A 17,651-nucleotide genomic window follows, 5' to 3' on the forward strand; every position below is an offset into this window, starting at 1 on the left:
TGTGCTGCTCCACAAAACGCATAAAACCAATTACTCTATTTTTTGTTATTTATGCAACATATATTCATATTCAACTATCTTTCCTCGCGCTTTATTACTAACATTTCTCATTAACTTACTAAAATATCACAAAAAACTTGCGAACTGTCCCTGTCTGCGTAATATTAAAATTGAAATAAAAAATCGCTGTTTGATTTTTGTGTTACATGACAACTGTTTAGCCGTAATTGTGTCGTTGAGCGAATGAGTATGATAAAAAGTCTGCTACCTGTAAGTTTAATCTTGCTCAGTTTACCTTTAAGCGCCCGTCAGGAAGAGCTGTTCGAGCTGTCGTTTGAAGAGCTGATGGACGTCACGGTAGAGCTTGCGAGCAAAACTGCCGAAACAGCTCAGTCCGTCCCATCCAGCGTCACCTCTTTTTCTCAGCAACAAATCACTTTACTTGGCATTCGTAACGTCTATGAATTGATGAACTTTGTTCCCGGGTTTCAGTCAACTCGTGGAGACTGGGTGGGCAGCGTGCCTAAAGAGCATGCCAGAGGTGTCTATCTCGACAATGGTAATATTCTGGTGATGTTAAATGGCCAGCGGCTCAATGATTCATCGTTCGGTAAAGCGTCCGTTTATGCCCCTTTTATTCCTGTGGATGTGGTCGAAAAAGTCGAGTTTATTCGTGGTCCTGGTTCAGCCCTGTATGGCAGTAACGCGTTTTTGGGGGTAATGAATATCGTAACGCGTCAGTCTGCGCGTCAGATACAACTTGGTGCCGGTCTGCATCATAGCAGGCATGCTTCATTAAATTACAGCCATGGCCCTGATACCGAACGGCACTTTCATGCCAATATCAGTGCTTTTGCAACGGATGGAGAAAGCTATCGTGCCCAACAAGCCCGTGACCCGCAATCGAGTCTTTTTGTGGAGTTTGGTGGTAAATGGGGGGCGTTTAGCGGGTCTCTACACCTGACCAGAACGACGTTAGATGAGTTTATGAACTTGTCCAGCTACAGTGAGGACAATTTTCATACCAGTCGTAACATTGGGGCAAAGTTAAATCATCAGGCCAGATTATCAGACAAACTGGATAGCGACTTAACGTTGAGTTTTATCCGTCATGACATAGACAGTGCCGGATTGATAGCGACAGCCGAGGAGCTGGGTCTGCAACAGGACTTTTTTAATGGGCCAAAATGGCGCTCAGAAGATCTGACACTTAATTGGGACTTAGCTTATCAGCATAGCTCAGACCTGGCGCTGAACTGGGGGCTTGAGTATTCACTGGAGGAACAGTCCAGGGCAGGCACTTATACGTCGCATTTTGACCCTGTTAGCGGGCAAATAATTCTTGAAGATCAATACTATTTGGGTGGTATTAAGCCGCTTAATGAGTTTGCTGCGTTCGATAGTCTGAAGCAGGATTTTGATTCCTACGCCACTTATCTGCAGCTGAAATACGTGTTGAATGATCAATTGACCCTGTTTACGGGGATGCGTTTTGACGAATTTATCGACATAGACAGCAAATTGTCCCCGCGTATTGCAACCATTTATCAGTTCAACCCGCAACATGCATTTAAGCTTCAATACGGGGAGTCGTTTCGGATCCCGGTGAGTAATGAACTCAACTCCAATGACGATATCACCCAGGGTAATGCGCAGCTCAAATCAGAGAATATCAAAACAACGGAGCTCGTCTGGCATATGGCTTACACACGCTGGCAGCTAGACTTGGTGTTATTTGAAAACCAGCTGGATGATTTTATCATTCTGGAGCCGGTCGATATGGCACAAAGCCGTTTTACGTTTAATAATGCATACTCGACGAACATGCAGGGGCTTGAGGTCAGTGCATCATTTGAGCTAAGTGAAGCCAGCTGGTTCAAATTAAACTATACCCAGCATTTTGACGATCCGTTCAGTGCCAGCTACAAACGTTTTGGTTCGTGGCAACTGCACCATAAGTTTGGTCGTTGGCAGGTCGGCCTTAACGGGGTGTGGCGTTCTCAGGTCAAGGTCTTCCCTGTGTTCATACCGGATGATCCGGACTTCCAACATTATGATGAGGAAGCACACTGGCTAATTGGAGGCACAGTTACCTGGCACCTTGCTGCAAATAAGCAGATCAGGGTTAAGGCACAAAATTTGTTTGATAAGCAAACCAGTGCGTTTGACCCGAGAGTGTTCGACGGTCGTGTACCACAAGCTGGACAGCAACTATCACTGGAATATTCATACTCGTTTTAATTTGCTGACGCGCCTTCACTGCTGTTCATGATTCAGACGGCCTGATTTACTCGCCTTTCGTTTCTTTTCTTACGCTTCTCCAGGTTTTATTTATAAAGGTTTGATTCTACTATGCATAATTGTATATCCCTCATATAATATCGGTACCGATTCTGTTTTTGTATTTGCTATTAAAATGAAACTATTTATCTGTTTATTGTTACTTACACTGCTGAGTGCCTGCTCATCTGTGCCGCCTAAACCGGTTGTTAAGTCTGAGATGCCAAGTGTCTCTTATCAGGGAAGGGGGGCTGCTGCTGGCCCCATGTTGATGGGCGCGTTAGGTCCTGCCGGCATTGCGGTTGGATTCGCCATTGACGTTGGCATAGGTAAGGACATAGCTGAGGCAATGGAAAAGTCAAAAGATCAGGGGTTCCAGCTGGTAACGGCCCAATTTGCTCAGCAATACGCTGATGTCTTGACTGCCACTTTGCTGAAGGTGGATTTTCAAGCCCAGCGCGGAGACGATGAACTGGCTTTTGCGACTGTTGAACTATTGCTGGTAACCGCAGAGGGAGAGCAGTCATTATGTTTGCAAACAGAACCTGGCAGTTTGCCTCAGCTGAAAGAAACGTCACTTGGCTGGTCGTTAATTGCCAACGCAATTACGGCTCGTCAAACCTGTGAGAGTGACTAGCTTCTGGTCAAAATTTCACGCTCAAAAAGAGTTTTGTTATAGTATAACAACCTCAAGTTGGCAACCTGAAAGTGTACTTATCAAGTACCAATATTACCCCAGGTGTAACAAATTTATTACACTTAGTGCTTAGTAAGCTCAATTTAATGCCTGCAGGTTGCCTTCAACTAAATGTAAATAAAGCTAATTTTTAATCCAAGCAGAGTGTAAATTACAGAATAATTAAAAGTTAATAAAAGTTTATTTTTTTAGCTTTGTCACTAGTCTCTATGTTGCGCATTCGTTAAATGTGCGTTTTGCGCTGTGGGTAGAAATATCCCGGTTGCACATAAAACAACAAGTAATCATGGAGCAAATCAAGTGAAACTATCAAAAATAGCTTTGGCAACAGCCGCCGGCCTGGTGCTGGTGTCAGGCGCTGCAAATGCAGCTCAAAAGCGCTTCCTCAACACACATAATACTATTTCTGCGATGCTGGAGTCTGCGGCTCCGGCCGTTTTGTCGGCACAACCCGAGCAGCTGATCGGGCTTGATGCAGGCAGCACATTGGTTGAGCTGAAGTCATACCCTCATGCCAATGGTGCGGTTACGACACGCTATCAACAAATGTACAAAGGTTTGCCAGTCATCGGCGACACAGTCAGCCTGACTTATAACAATGCTGGTGCACTAAAGCGGGCTCATGGTGCCGCTGTCTATGAGATTGCGGCAGATCTGAATACTGTAACGCCGAAACTGTCTATGCAGGCTATGCAAAGCCAACTAGAGGCTCAGTTTTCTGCACAACAAAATGGCGAAGAAATCGCGCTTGCAAAGCATAACGAAAGCAGTCGACTAGGTATCTGGCTTGATGAGCAGTCTCAGGCCAGACTGGTTTACGAGGTGACGTATGTTACCTATGGTAAGTCGCCTTCACGCCCTTACAAAATTATTGATGCTAACAGCGGTGAATTGCTGATGGAGTTTGACAACATCCAGCATGCTAACGCAACAGGGCCGGGTGGCAACCAAAAAACAGGTCGTTACCAGTATGGCACTGACTACGGACATTTGGATGTGTCTCAGTCGGGCAACACCTGTACGATGAATAATGCAAACGTGAAAACCATTAACCTCAATCATGGCAGCAGTGGGTCTGCGGCGCACAGTTTTACCTGTCCGGAGAATACGGTTAAGGAAATTAACGGCGCCTATTCCCCGTTAAATGATGCACACTATTTTGGTAACGTCGTTTTCAATATGTACAACGACTGGTTAGGTACAGCGCCGTTAACTTTCCAGCTTAAGATGCGTGTTCATTATGGGAATAATTACGAAAACGCGTTTTGGGATGGCAGTGCGATGACATTTGGCGATGGCCAGAATCGTTTCTATCCTTTGGTTAGCCTGGATGTGTCAGCACACGAAGTCAGTCACGGTTTTACCGAGCAAAATTCCGGCCTGGTTTATCGTTATAAATCAGGTGGTCTGAATGAAGCTTTTTCTGACATGGCAGGTGAGGCCGCTGAGTTCTACATGAAAGGCAGCAATGACTGGATGGTCGGTGAAGAGATCTTTAAATCCACCGGTGCACTGCGCTATATGGATGACCCGACTAAAGATGGAAATTCTATTGGCCATCAGTCAGATTATACGTCCAGTATGGATGTGCACCACAGCTCTGGTGTGTTCAACAAAGCATTCTACACCCTGGCGAATAAAACAGGCTGGGATACTAAGAAAGCTTTCATCGTTATGGCAAAAGCAAACCAATTATACTGGACGGCCAGCACTGACTGGGATACGGCGGGTAACGGCGTTATGGATGCGGCTTGTGACCTGGGTTACAACCATGAAGATGTTAAAGATGCACTAGCAGTTGTGGGCGTCACTTCTCAGCTAAGCCCGGGTAGTTCATGTGGCACCACTGAACCACCACAGGATGAACTACTGACCAATGGTGTTGCCCGCACGGGGATCAGCGGTGCGTCAAAAGCACAGAGCTTCTTCCGCTTGGAAGTTCCGGCTGATGCGACGAACTTGTCGTTTGTGACTTCTGGCGGCACTGGTGACGCTGATCTTTATGTTAAGTTTGGCAGCCGTCCTTCTTTACAAACTTATGACTGCAATAGCACTACGTCTAGTAGCAACGAAACGTGTAACATCAGCAATGTGCAGGCTGGCACCTATTATGTGATGGTCGAGGCGTGGAATGCCATTTCTGGCGTGTCGCTGACTGGCTCGTATACCTCGGGTGGCACAGGGACGCCCCCAATTGACCGAACTGAGAGCAATGTCAGTGTGGGATCAGGTCAATGGCAACGCTTTACGCAAGACTTGAGTGCAGGTTATTCGAATCTGACTGTGACTATCTCTGGTGGCACAGGCGACGCCGACCTGTATGTCAACTATGGTAGCCAGTCAACCACATCCACTTATCAATGCCGCCCTTACCGCAACGGCAATAGTGAGACTTGTACCTTTACCAACCCTCAAGCGGGTACGTGGCACATCGACTTACGTGGCTACTCAGCTGCCAGTGGTGTCACTGTAAATATTCAGGCTAATTAATCATCGAATAAGGGAGCATATCGCTCCCTTTTTTGTTCAATCACAATTATTGAGGGGTGTTGCGATGACAGCTCAACGACCCATTCGTGTGCTGAGTTTATTAATGGCCGCGAACGTTATACTTTTTTCCAATGGTGCTGCGCTTGCTGGTGTACCAGCGGAGCTCGAAAAAACCTGGATCACGATTGATACCATGGCGGGGCAGCATTATCAGTTACAAAATCTGCTGACAGGTAAACATGTTAGCGCGCAGGTGAGCACGATCCCTGGTGTCAGCATAGCCCAGCTCGATGAAATCGAGCATGGTGAACTCAGTCACTTTATGCATGAAAACTACCACCGCTGCGGTGGGTTTGTTGCTCATGCATCGAAAGCTGACGCTGAAGCGTATCTGTCGCAACTGAGTATGGCACATACCAGCCAACCATTGCAGACGTACACCATAGATAACCCAGCTATGGTTAACGCGATGATAGGAGAGGTGAGTACGACGAGCCTGGATAGCACAGTGGCGGAACTGACTTCGTTCCATAACCGTTATTACACACAGCAAAGTGGGGTAGATGCGGCTCAGTGGATTAAGCAAAACTGGCAATCAATCACACAGTCTCGTAGTGACATCAGCGTTGACTTTTATAACCATAGCTGGTCTCAATCTTCGGTTGTTGTGACGATCAACGGAGCTGAAAATGCCAGTGAAATCGTCGTCATTGGTGGGCATCTTGACTCTATCAATCAATCTAGCCCTGCTGCTGGCAGAGCTCCGGGGGCAGATGATAACGCATCTGGCATTGCCGTGTTAACTGAAGCGCTCAAAGCCCTGGTTGCGGCGAATTATAAACCTCAACGGACAATTCAGATCATGGGCTTCGCGGCTGAAGAAGTGGGCCTGAGAGGTTCTAAAGCCATTGCACAAGATTACAAGTCTCAGGGTAAAAATGTGGTCGGCATGGTGCAGTTTGACATGACCGGAAATAATGGCAGCACGCAGGACATCACCATGATTACGGACTACACCAATAGTGGCCAGAATCAATTTTTGTCGCAGCTGCTTGATGCTTATTTACCCAACTTAAGTTATGGCTATGATCAGTGTGGTTATGGCTGTTCAGATCATGCTTCCTGGTATCAACAGGAGTTTGCAGCATCTATGCCCTTTGAATCGCGGATGTCTGAAATAAACAGAAAAATACACACTAGCAATGACACTTCGTTTGACGCTACGCATGCCAGTAAATTTGCCAAACTGGCGGTCGCTTATCTGGCTGAAATGGGTAAAAATGCCGGCTCTACTCCACCGCCTGACCCCGGTAAGTTACAAAATGGTGTGCCAAAAACGGGGATCAGCGGCATAGCTAAATCTCAGCATGATTTTTCTCTGGCTGTACCTGCTGGCAGCAGCAACCTGACTTTTAAAACCTCAGGTGGCACTGGAGATGCAGATCTGTATGTTAAGTACGGGTCTAAGCCAACACTGCAAAGCTATGATTGTAAAAGCACTACGTCGAGCAGCAATGAAACCTGCACCATAAGTAACGTTAGCGAAGGGACCTATTATGTCATGGTTGAGGCCTGGAATGAGATTCAGAATGTCTCTCTGGTGGGCGAGTATCAACAAGGTGGGACCACGCCGGAACCTATCAACCGTACCGAATCTAATCTATCAGTGTCGCAAGGCGGTTGGGTTAACTTTTCTCAATCTCTGGGCAATGGGTATCAGTCTTTGACTGTGACGTTGTCGGGTGGAGTGGGGGACGGTGACTTATATGTTAAATATGGCTCTGAAGTTGGGGACAATAGCTACGATTGTCGTCCTTACAAAAGCGGCAACGCAGAAACCTGCACTTTCAATGCTCCGGGCGCGGGTAACTGGTTTATTGGTGTAAAAGGCTACCAAAGTGCCAGTGGAATGACGTTGTCCATATCGGCACAGTAGACAGATTTTCCATACTCTGTACTTATTTTACTGGCATAATACCCCCAGAGTGTTAAATCCAGGTAAAAATATAAGTAATGGATAATTTGAAGAAGTCGAAACTCTGGACCGACAGGCTGTGTCTGCTGCTCGGTCCAGCATTTATGCTGCTAACGTGTTTGACAGCAGCCCCGGAAGGGATGAGTGTTGAAGCATGGCGTACTGCCGGGCTTGCGCTATGGCTCGGGATCTGGTGGGTCAGTGAGGTTGTGCCCATACCTGCAACTTCCCTGGTGCCTTTGCTTGTGGTGCCCCTGGCTGGGATAAACGATATTAAATCTGCTTCGAGTTTATATGCACATCCGCTGATCTTTTTGTTTCTGGGCGGTTTTTTGATTTCTATTGCTATGGAAAGGTGGCAACTACATAAACGTATTGCACTGCATACCATGTTGCGCAGCGGTAACAATCCAAAGACTCAAATCCTGGCAATGATGCTGGTCAGCGGGTTTTTATCTATGTGGATCAACAATACGGCGACCACATTAATGATGCTGCCAATTGCTTTGTCAGTGATCCATGTCCTCAAGGATAACCAATCTCAGGATAATAACTATGGTATTGCCCTGTTACTGGCGATTGCCTATAGCGCGAGCCTGGGCGGAGTAGGAACCATTATTGGCACTGCTCCCAATGCGTTAATGGTCGCGTATCTGTGGGAAAACTATCAGATCAAAATTGGTTTTGCGCAATGGATGGTGATGGCTGTCCCATTCACATTTGGTATGATTTTATTGTGTTGGGTGTGGTTGACGCGTTTTGCGTTTAAAGTGCAAAAAACCAATAATGACACCGATTTGACACAAATTTTTACTAAGCAATTGGGTGAATTGGGCCGCATGAGTCTGGCCGAAAAAAATGTGCTGGTTGTTTTTGTGTTTGCTGCAGTTAGCTGGATCAGCCGCCCATACCTGGCGAGCTGGACAGGTCTGGACATCACCGATACGGGAATTGCGATGGCGGCTGCACTGCTGTTGTTTGTACTGCCAGCAAAGGGTGGCAGTGACACCCGACTAATGGACTGGCAGGCCGCGCAGCAAGTGCCCTGGGGGATTTTGTTGCTGTTTGGTGGCGGTTTAACGTTGGCGTCCCAAATTAAAGGGTCAGGGCTGGCTGAGTATATTGCCAACATGCTGGCTGGCGCAAGTGCGATACCTTTGGTACTAGGAGTACTGGCGGTTGCTGCGCTCATAACCTTTTTAACGGAGCTGACCAGTAATACGGCAACGGCTGCGGGCTTTTTACCTTTGCTTGGCCCTGTTGCTGAGCAAATTGCCGGTACACCGCTCATTTGGGTGATACCTGCTGCTATGGCGGCAAGTTGCGCCTTTATGATGCCAGTGGCAACACCACCAAACGCCATTGTGTTTGGCTCCGGAGAGATAAAAATTCGCGATATGATCAAGGCGGGTTTTGTTATGAACCTGTTTGCCATAGTGGTGATTACAACTTTGACTATGCTGGTGGGAAGCCGGCTGTTCGGCTATTAGTCTTTTTGACAAGTGCTCAGGTTGATAAAAAACAAGCCGCAAATGCGGCTTGTTTTTTACTGTGATACCGTGTTATTTCACCGGTAAAGTCATAGTGCCGGTTTTAATTGTTTTATCATCCTTAAGCTGTAGCCTGTAGGTAAATGAAACTTCGTTGGTGGTTTCGGTTGTGTTGTCGTTCAAGGCAACATGAGTCCGTACACGAACATAGTTGCCGTTTGTCAGAGTTGTACCTGCTTTAAGTTCAGTGTAATGATAGGTATAGTTAATGTGCTCGTTGTGCGCGAGTTGATGTGTGCGTACAACTTCCACGCCATTCCACGTTACAATCTGACCACTTTCAATGATAGATATATCTCTGTTGTAGTCATGCTGCTCACCATCATCGGTATAGCCTGTAAGTTGAATGCCAAAGTGCTCAACATTACTGAAGTTAATTGGTAAATACAAATCGACACTGCTGTATGGTCTATGGTGTTGACTCTCTTCACCGGCTGAATTCTTTGTGGTGATAAGCTTATCATTTTCGAGATAATTATTGTTATCAGCTACGATTGAGCCTGGCTCGAAATCACTGTCAGATTGGATCAATGTAAAACCAGGTCTGTAATAGATATTTTCCGTTTTGCCTGATGCCAGGTTTTGTATTTCTGACAGTTCTACTGAATACGAACTACCAACTTCGAGCGTCGTTTCTGGTGTGATTCTTAAGCGGGTATTGTTTAAGTCTGTAGATGTGCTTGCAGCAACAGTTACTGGCTGTGCAACAACCGTCGTGATGCCGTTTTCACTGCTGATTACTATATCTCGGCTCTTATTGAGTTTAACAGAATTAGCTTCAACAGCGACTGGTACGTTAAAGTACAATTCAGCATAATCTTCCGCTGTATGCATAGCCTTGCTTTGAACTAGCGTAACGCTCGTTTCCTCAACGAGATTGTCAAACACGCTCACAACCAGGTTAAGTGTGTTGTTTACCAGGTCGACCGTGATACTGGAGCCATTGGTATTGACTCTATAAGACCCGTTTTGTTCGTTGTAGTCGAAGATATGCACAGTAGCGCTGCTGAAAGCGACATCACCTCTAACAAAACCTGGGATTTGTAGTGTTAAATCGCCAAAGTACTTTGCATCCAATTCATACTGACCGGTTTCAGCATTGAGAGTGGCAAATTGTGCGCCCATGTCGTTGCCCTGCGCCACAACGCGGTCCACTTCAATTACATTGCCATCTTGATCCAACACGGTCAGTGCTAATGTATAGGCTTGTTGCTCGATGGGCTCTAAATGGAAGGTATCTGTGTCCATGACGTTGTCGGCTGACACCAACATCATAGAATCTGTGTCCGTGTTGTAATTCGTGAACTCTGGACGGTAATCCGCAATTTTATCTTCGTTAATATCTGCCTGATAATACAAAGCAGATGGCAAGTCTTTCGCCAAAGTGATCTGGTATACACCTTTGTCTTCATTGAATACCGCTTTTTGTCCATACTCTTTCGTGATCTGCTCCAGATACGCATCGCGCGGAATAGACTGGCTTTGCATACCTTCGTCAACGACTATGTCTGATGCCCAAATTGAAAGCGCCTTAAGATTCTCACCTGTACCTGATTCTAGAACTGTAAACTCTTTTGTGTAACCTGCTGAAACTTCAAGATCGAGTAAATCATGCGAGACTTCACGGGTGATGGATGAGTTTGGCGTATTGATAGCGAAGTAACGTGTTAGAAATGCATCACTGGTGCTGGAAACCTTGACGAGCACCTCAGTGTTGGCCGGCAGTTTTGCAACGGTAAATTGTCCCTGCTCATCTACAGCTACTGAATCGCGCCACTGCCCCCCTACCAGTACACTAATGGAAGCATCGTTGGCAGACAAGCCTTCGGAAGCGCTGACGACATTACCCGTTATTGTAATCGGTGCCTGAGTGATTTCATGTTGCTGCTTGGTAAGATCAAGCTGTTCCTGAATGATTGAGTTCTGTTGTTCAAGTTGCTCAACCAGTTTTTGATTGTCATCGTTATCTTCAACTTCCAGACAACCTGTGAGTGCGAAACAGGTAGCAATACCAAGAGCAACTTTAGAATACTTAAACATCCATATGTCCTTTTATATTTTATTAATTATTGAAATGTCCCGATATTGGGAGGGCTGCGATTAAATCATATCGAGTGGTAGAAATCTTCACGCGGTAACATTAAATGACAAAATTGTTCAATATTAACAGACTGTTATCTAAGTGGTGATGGTTTAGTTTCCTGGCATTTTAATGTTCACATTGCCTGGTGACGGGTTCTATAGAGAGACTTCTGAAGGACATGACATACAATGTAAGGTAAACACTAAGTGGGAGAGATCAGGGAAGAGGGATTGGCAATCCGTGCAGTGATGAGTGATTGGCACGGATTGCTTAGGCGGCAGATCAGTCTTCTGTAATTTGCGACCCTGCGATATAAGTTCCGGCCTGTATTTTATGATAAATGGTATCAGCTATCTCCTGCGCATCTTCTCGCTGTGAGCGGGACATGCTTTTTTCATCCAGTCTGCGGCTGGTTGAAGCAGGGCGGTAGCCATTATATTCTGCCAGAGTGTTCCAAATATAGGAGCGCTGAACGTTCTTCTCTCCACCGAGGCCTTGATAGTACAGAAGCGCAAGATTGAACATGGCCAGTGTATAGTTATTTGCAGCAGCACGTTCATACCAGAACTTCGCCTGATTGTAATCCTGTGTTACTCCATCTCCGTTGGCGTGCATTACGCCCAGATTGAACTGCGCGGCAGGCATGTTTTTTCTGGCAGCGGCCATAAACAGATCGACTGCTTTTTGCTTGTCGATTTTTACGCCCTTACCTTGCTCATACATCACGGCCAGTGAAAACATGGCGTCGGCACTGCCAAGTTTAACCGCTTGCTGCATAAGCTCTGCTGCTTTACGTGGGTTTCTTGGTACACCATATCCACCGTCATACATTTTGGCTAGCTCGTAGATACCCGGTGCATATCCCATATCCGCAAGATATCTGAATTCTTTGAGCGCAACATCAAATTGTCCGGCATTGGCTGCTGCAATACCTTCTTCGAGCCCGGCTTGTGCAGCGGGTGTATTGGCTAGCAGGCCGACAAAGGCCAGTGCGTAAGTTAGTTTTTGCCACATGAGCGTTCTCCTTCATAACCGATGTTGTAAGTCACCAGACCTAAGTGCAGAGTATAGCAGTCTGGGGTTGAGCCGGTTTTAGCTATTAGTAATGCCAAGTGAATAGTATAAGCGATTGAAGCAGAATAAAAAAAGCCCTTTCGGGCTTTTCTGATACATATCAACCGTCACTGATATGAGCAATGTAGCAAGTAAATGAGTACGTTTGCCAACTCCCCCTGTGAAAAGTTGTTGGCATATCAACGTTAATGAAGCCGGAAACGGAGAATCGAGCAACGAGGTGTTCAGGTCTTCATTGAGAATGATTATCACTTGTGAATGTTTATATGTCAAACATTAAATGATAATTAATTGCATTCGTGGCTTTTATAACTTTTTGCCTGTGCCTGTCATCAAAGTATCTTTTCTTTTTCTCTGTATAGTCAGTATATTGGAATGAGTGAAAATTGTTCAGGGAGCATGTTATGCAACAGCAATACACAGAATTGAAAAGAAACGTGAGCCTGCTTGGCGAGCTGCTAGGCACCACAATCGCCCATTCCCAGGGCGCGGAGGTACTCGAAAAGGTTGAGTTGATCCGGCACCTGGCTAAATCATCGCGCGGTGGTGATGCCCAGGCGAGAGAAACGTTAATTGAAACCTTGCAGTCCTTGCCTGACGAAGAGCTACTGCCAGTATGTCGGGCATTTAGCCATTTCCTTAACCTGGCAAACGTTGCTGAGCAGCAACACACTATTTCTGACTCAGGGTGCCCACAAGGTCCATTTGAGACGCTGCAAACCACTTTGTCTGAGATCACGAGAAAAGTAAATCAGGGTGAGACAGATCAGCATCAAGTTTCTGAGGTAATTAAAAATTTATCTGTTGAACTGGTACTAACGGCACACCCAACGGAAGTAACTCGTCGCACTTTGATCAGTAAGCATGTTGAGCTGAGCGATTGTTTGTCTGAACTGGCTGCATGTCAGGATAGCAGCTTGTGTCGAAATGAGGTCATCGCGCGGATAGAGCAGCTGATCTGCCAGGCATGGCATACTAATGAAATTAGAAACAAGCGTCCAACTCCTCTTGAAGAAGCTAAGTGGGGCTTTGCGGTCATTGAAAACAGTCTGTGGGATGCGGTGCCAAAATTTACCCGCACGCTCACCCAGCTTGCTGAAGGTCAACTTGGTATTACACTCCCGGAGGACTATGCACCGATTAGTCTGGCTTCCTGGATGGGAGGAGACAGAGACGGTAATCCTAATGTGACTGCGCAAGTAACTCAGAGCGTGCTCGATCATGGGCGCTGGATGGCGCTGGATTTGTATTATCGTGATTTAGATGTGTTGAGCTCCGAGCTATCAATGGCACCGGCGAATAAGGAATTAAAAGACCTGACGGGGGATCATCCGGAGCCCTATCGTGCGCTGCTTAAACAGCTCAAGGCTGATATTAATGAGACGATATTGTCTCTGGAGCACAAGATCAAACATAAACCCAGCTCTTATCAGGATAAGATCCGCTGCACAGAACAACTGATGACACCGTTAAATGCCTGTTATCGTTCACTGACCGAGTGCGGAATGGAGGTGGTGGCAAATGGGATGTTGCTGGATGTTATGCACAGGCTAAGGTGTTTCGGCGTACAGCTATGTAAACTGGATATTCGTCAGGATTCAGGCAGACATTGTGATGTGCTGTCAGAAGTCACGCGCTATTTGGGAGTAGGTGATTACGGCCAATGGTCAGAGCAGGACAAGCAGGCATTTTTGCTGTCTGAATTATCGTCGCGGCGCCCATTATTGCCTAAGCACTGGCAACCCAGTGAGGAAGTTCAAGAAGTCCTTGATACTTTTGCTGTTATAGCAAATCAGGATAAAGCTGCTCTGGGGATCTATATTATCTCAATGGCCAGGGAGGCATCAGATGTATTGGCTGTTGAGCTGTTACTTCAGGAAAGTGGTTGTCAGTTTAAGTTACCTGTAGCGCCATTATTTGAAACACTGGATGATCTGAATAATGCGCAGAAGGTGATGCAGCAGTTATTCGACTCCAGCTGGTATAAAGGACACGTGGGTCAGCAGCAGTATGTCATGATTGGGTATTCCGATTCTGCCAAAGATGCAGGCATGATGGCAGCTGGCTGGGCACAGTACCTTGCGATGGAGCAGCTCATTGAAGTAGGTGAGCAATATCAGGTTGAAATGCACCTTTTCCATGGTCGTGGTGGCACTATAGGTCGGGGTGGGGCACCTGCTGCACAGGCATTGCGTTCTCAGCCTCCCGGGTCATTGAGTCATGGTTTACGTGTGACAGAGCAAGGAGAGATGATCCGCTTCAAATTTGGTCTGACACCGGTCGCCATTCAAAGCTTGTCTCTGTACGCCAGTGCCATTATCGAAAATAACCTTTACCCGCCGCCACAACCTAAATCTGACTGGCGCGATGCCATGGCACTGCTAAGTGAGCACTCTTGTAATCAGTATCGGGATTTTGTTCGCGGTAATGCGGACTTTGTGTCTTATTTTAGAGCCGCGACGCCTGAAATTGAGTTGGCGAAGCTACCTTTGGGTTCTCGTCCGGCTAAACGCAAACCTCAGGGTGGGATAGAAAGTCTTCGTGCCATTCCCTGGATCTTTGCCTGGAGTCAGAATCGCTTAATGTTACCAGCCTGGCTTGGTGCTTTGGCAGGTATACAAAGTGTTGTGAAGGCGCATGGTGAGACGCTGCTGGGCGAGATGAGTGAGCAGTGGCCATTTTTCAGAACACGTCTTGAAATGCTTGAAATGGTATTTTGTAAAACAGATCTCTGGCTGAGCGAATATTACGACGCACGTCTGGTGCCTGCGCAGTTGCAACCACTTGGCGAATCTTTGCGAAAAGAACTCACAGAGGCTACGCTCTTTATCGAAAAGTATGCGCCAAAAGGCTCGCTACTATCAGCACAGCCTTGGATCCGTGAATCAATCGAATTACGAAATCCGTATACCGACCCACTTAATGTACTTCAGGTTGAATTACTTAAACGGACTCGGGACAAAGATAATCAGGACTTAGACAGCGCATTGATGATCACTATGATGGGTATTGCGGCTGGACTAAGAAATACGGGTTAATTTCATTTGCTGCAATAGCAGTTTTATTCCCTCATAACAAAAACCAATCCTATAGGGCTGGTTTTTTTATTTTATCTAGTTTTTTATGGTTGTTTTGTTGACATCAATTCTTAATTAACTAGAATCCCCTGCTACCTTGTAAACGCGCTTATCACTAATTAAGGCAATAGTCAGAGGCTGAAATGTCAACGCTTTCAACCAGTATCACATATGATGAAACCACAACCCTGATCATGATGACCCTCAGAGGTAAAGCGGGGGTAGATGATGTTGTTAATGCCTACAGGGCAGCGAACAATTATGCTTCAAAACACCAGAGTAGTAAGTTGTTGGTAGATGTTTCTGAGTTGGAGCACCGATTTGCAGCAATAGATGTGGTTAATATCATGCCAAAAGTCGCACATCAGGTTAAAAACATGCAGATTGCACGAGTGGTTGGTATTGAAGGGTTTATGCATGATCTATTTTTACAAAAGGTACAGCGATTTGGCATCAACGCGGAGAATTTCGAGTGCTTTAAAAGTGCTAAGGAATGGTTGAGTAAAAGCTGATTCAGGCGTAAACTGGTCTGCCATGAAACAAGCGCAAAACAGCGCTGTACAGGCGCGAGCCTGTGCGAATAATAACGATATATGGCAGATACTGACAACAAGCTAATTCCTTCCGTTCTGGAAGCGTGTAAAACCGCCAACGGCGTGTTAAATTCCGAACTTCAAACTTACATTCAGGGCTTATTGGGTTGTAATAAAGCTCAGCTAGGACAGGCGTTGTTGCCCTATGCAGCAAGCTTTGCTCAGGCCCCCATCTCTTCTTTTCTGGTCGGTGCAGTAGCATACGATAAACACAGCGATCATTATTTCCTGGGTGCTAACCTGGAGTTTTCGCACCGGGCGCTGTCTTTGGTGGTGCATGCCGAGCAAGCTGCTATTAACAACGCGTGGCTAAATGGTGCTAAGGAAATCACCAGTCTGGATATCACCGCTGCCCCATGTGGCTACTGTCGCCAGTTTATGAATGAATTAAGTAATGCAAAACAGTTGAAAATCACCTTGCCAACGGGAGAGACGACGCTATCGCAACTACTGCCGGGAGACTTTGGGCCCACAGATTTAGGTAACCAGGAATCACTATTTGACAGTGCGCCGATTGCTATCAATAAGGTGGATGAGCTGTCTGATACGCTGGTCAGTCACCTTAGCCAAGTTTATGCACCGTACACCAACAATATAGCAGCGGCTGAGTTAGTGATGGAAAACGGCAAGCGTTTTTATGGTCGTTATGTTGAAAATGCTGCATACAGTCCAAGTTTATCACCGATGCAAAGTGCACTGAGCCAGTTGGCTATGAGTGGTGAAATCCTAGCCGAGGCTAAGCTGGAACGGGCAACTTTGGTGGAAACAAAAGGAAGAGAAAATCAGCGCGCGGTGACAGAAGCGGTAATAAGCAGCTTTAACGAAACGCTAAAGCTACATTATTATCTGATAGAATCAAAGCAGGCTTAAGCCTGCTTTGCTTTGTCCAGTACCAGTTCAGCGGCTTTGATGACGACAGAGACCGCATTTTTTTCAACCATCTGATGATCCACGTTCGGGATTTCCTGACGGGTACGGTTAACCAGTACGCCTGCAACACAGGCTGCTTTTAGTCCCAGCGCAGCACACATGGTAAACAGGGTAGCTGATTCCATTTCATAGTTCATAACATTGAGCTTTTGCCATTCTTCGCACGAGCCCTGAAATGCTTTAGGTACATATCCTGAGTAGGTATCATATCGTTCCTGGCCCGGATAGAAAGTATCGCTCGAAGCGGTAATGCCCGTGTGATAGGTGACACCCATGTGTTCACATGCCTCGACCATGGCGGCGGTACAGTGGAAGTCAGAAACAGCCGGGTAGGCAAGAGGTGCGAAGTGCTGGCTGGCACCATCAAGGCGTACAGAGGCTGTGCTGACCAGAATATCACCTTCGTTAATATGTGGCTGGATAGCGCCAGTGGTACCAATACGAAGGAAGGTATTTACACCCAGTTGAGCCAGCTCTTCAATAGCAATCGAAGTCGAAGGTCCACCAATACCAGTTGAGCAAATCACGATGGATTGGCCTTTGATATCGCCAAGATACACATGAAATTCTCGGGTTTGAGCCAGACATTTGGGGTTGTCGAGTTGCGAAGCAATACGCTCTGAACGTTTAGGGTCGCCAGGTACGATAGCCAGTGTTGCACCGTTGAGATCTGCTTTTGAAAGACCCAGGTGAAATACCTTTTCCATATATAAACCTTGTATAGTTCTAAAGCCCAATGGTCAATTTTACCTGCATTTAAGTACAGGACGAATGTCCTTATATTGATCTTTGAGCATGACAAATGTGTTTTTTACTTTAAATCCTATAAATGCTCTGGATAAATTGCTAATTTGAGGTGTATTGGCATCTTAAACAATAGGTTGCTCACTAATATCATACAA

At 46.2% G+C, this 17,651-nt stretch carries 11 protein-coding genes; 8 read left to right on the plus strand and 3 right to left on the minus strand.

Going from position 1 to position 17,651, the window contains the following annotated elements; all coding sequences use genetic code 11:
• Positions 1 to 249: 249 nt before the first annotated feature.
• The 5 genes from PRUB_RS25500 to PRUB_RS25520 all read left to right on the plus strand — a co-directional run bounded on the left by PRUB_RS25500 (position 250) and on the right by PRUB_RS25520 (position 8,932).
• Entirely contained in the window at positions 250 to 2,241 is a 1,992-nt protein-coding gene (locus PRUB_RS25500) for a TonB-dependent receptor plug domain-containing protein (RefSeq protein WP_010381018.1), read from the plus strand.
• A gap of 175 nt (positions 2,242 to 2,416) precedes the next feature.
• Positions 2,417 to 2,917 (plus strand): hypothetical protein, encoded by a 501-nt coding sequence (locus tag PRUB_RS25505; RefSeq protein ID WP_021032936.1) that lies wholly within the window; start codon positions 2,417 to 2,419, stop codon positions 2,915 to 2,917.
• 360 nt (positions 2,918 to 3,277) lie between these two features.
• A complete protein-coding gene (locus PRUB_RS25510; RefSeq protein ID WP_010381020.1) occupies positions 3,278 to 5,467 on the plus strand; it encodes a M4 family metallopeptidase in 2,190 nt (729 codons plus the stop codon).
• A gap of 64 nt (positions 5,468 to 5,531) precedes the next feature.
• Positions 5,532 to 7,403 carry a M28 family metallopeptidase gene (locus PRUB_RS25515; protein WP_010381021.1) on the plus strand — a complete coding sequence of 624 codons (1,872 nt, stop codon included), beginning with the start codon at positions 5,532 to 5,534 and terminating at the stop codon, positions 7,401 to 7,403.
• Between the two features lie 77 nt (positions 7,404 to 7,480).
• Entirely contained in the window at positions 7,481 to 8,932 is a 1,452-nt protein-coding gene (locus PRUB_RS25520; protein WP_010381023.1) for an SLC13 family permease, read from the plus strand.
• A gap of 72 nt (positions 8,933 to 9,004) precedes the next feature.
• Here the strand turns inward: PRUB_RS25520 and PRUB_RS25525 are convergent, their stop codons facing one another.
• Positions 9,005 to 11,032, minus strand: coding sequence for a hypothetical protein (locus PRUB_RS25525; RefSeq protein ID WP_010381026.1), 2,028 nt, complete (start codon positions 11,030 to 11,032; stop codon positions 9,005 to 9,007).
• A 325-nt stretch (positions 11,033 to 11,357) separates the two neighbouring features.
• A complete protein-coding gene (locus tag PRUB_RS25530) occupies positions 11,358 to 12,089 on the minus strand; it encodes a tetratricopeptide repeat protein (protein ID WP_010381030.1) in 732 nt (243 codons plus the stop codon).
• Between the two features lie 464 nt (positions 12,090 to 12,553).
• Here PRUB_RS25530 and ppc point away from each other — a divergent pair, with 464 nt between their 5' ends.
• The 3 genes from ppc to cdd all read left to right on the plus strand — a co-directional run bounded on the left by ppc (position 12,554) and on the right by cdd (position 16,689).
• Positions 12,554 to 15,187: a phosphoenolpyruvate carboxylase gene (ppc, locus tag PRUB_RS25535; RefSeq protein WP_010381032.1), complete on the plus strand. Its 2,634-nt coding sequence runs from the start codon at positions 12,554 to 12,556 to the stop codon at positions 15,185 to 15,187.
• 182 nt (positions 15,188 to 15,369) lie between these two features.
• Positions 15,370 to 15,738, plus strand: a complete 369-nt coding sequence (locus PRUB_RS25540; protein WP_010381034.1) for a hypothetical protein — start codon at positions 15,370 to 15,372, stop codon at positions 15,736 to 15,738.
• An 81-nt stretch (positions 15,739 to 15,819) separates the two neighbouring features.
• Positions 15,820 to 16,689 carry a cytidine deaminase gene (gene cdd, locus PRUB_RS25545; RefSeq protein ID WP_010381035.1) on the plus strand — a complete coding sequence of 290 codons (870 nt, stop codon included), beginning with the start codon at positions 15,820 to 15,822 and terminating at the stop codon, positions 16,687 to 16,689.
• Here the strand turns inward: cdd and udp are convergent.
• Positions 16,686 to 17,456, minus strand: a complete 771-nt coding sequence (udp, locus tag PRUB_RS25550; protein ID WP_010381037.1) for a uridine phosphorylase — start codon at positions 17,454 to 17,456, stop codon at positions 16,686 to 16,688. The genes cdd and udp overlap by 4 nt on opposite strands.
• Between the last annotated feature and the right edge of the window lie 195 nt (positions 17,457 to 17,651).

The organism is Pseudoalteromonas rubra, from assembly GCF_000238295.3.
GTDB lineage: Bacteria > Pseudomonadota > Gammaproteobacteria > Enterobacterales > Alteromonadaceae > Pseudoalteromonas > Pseudoalteromonas rubra.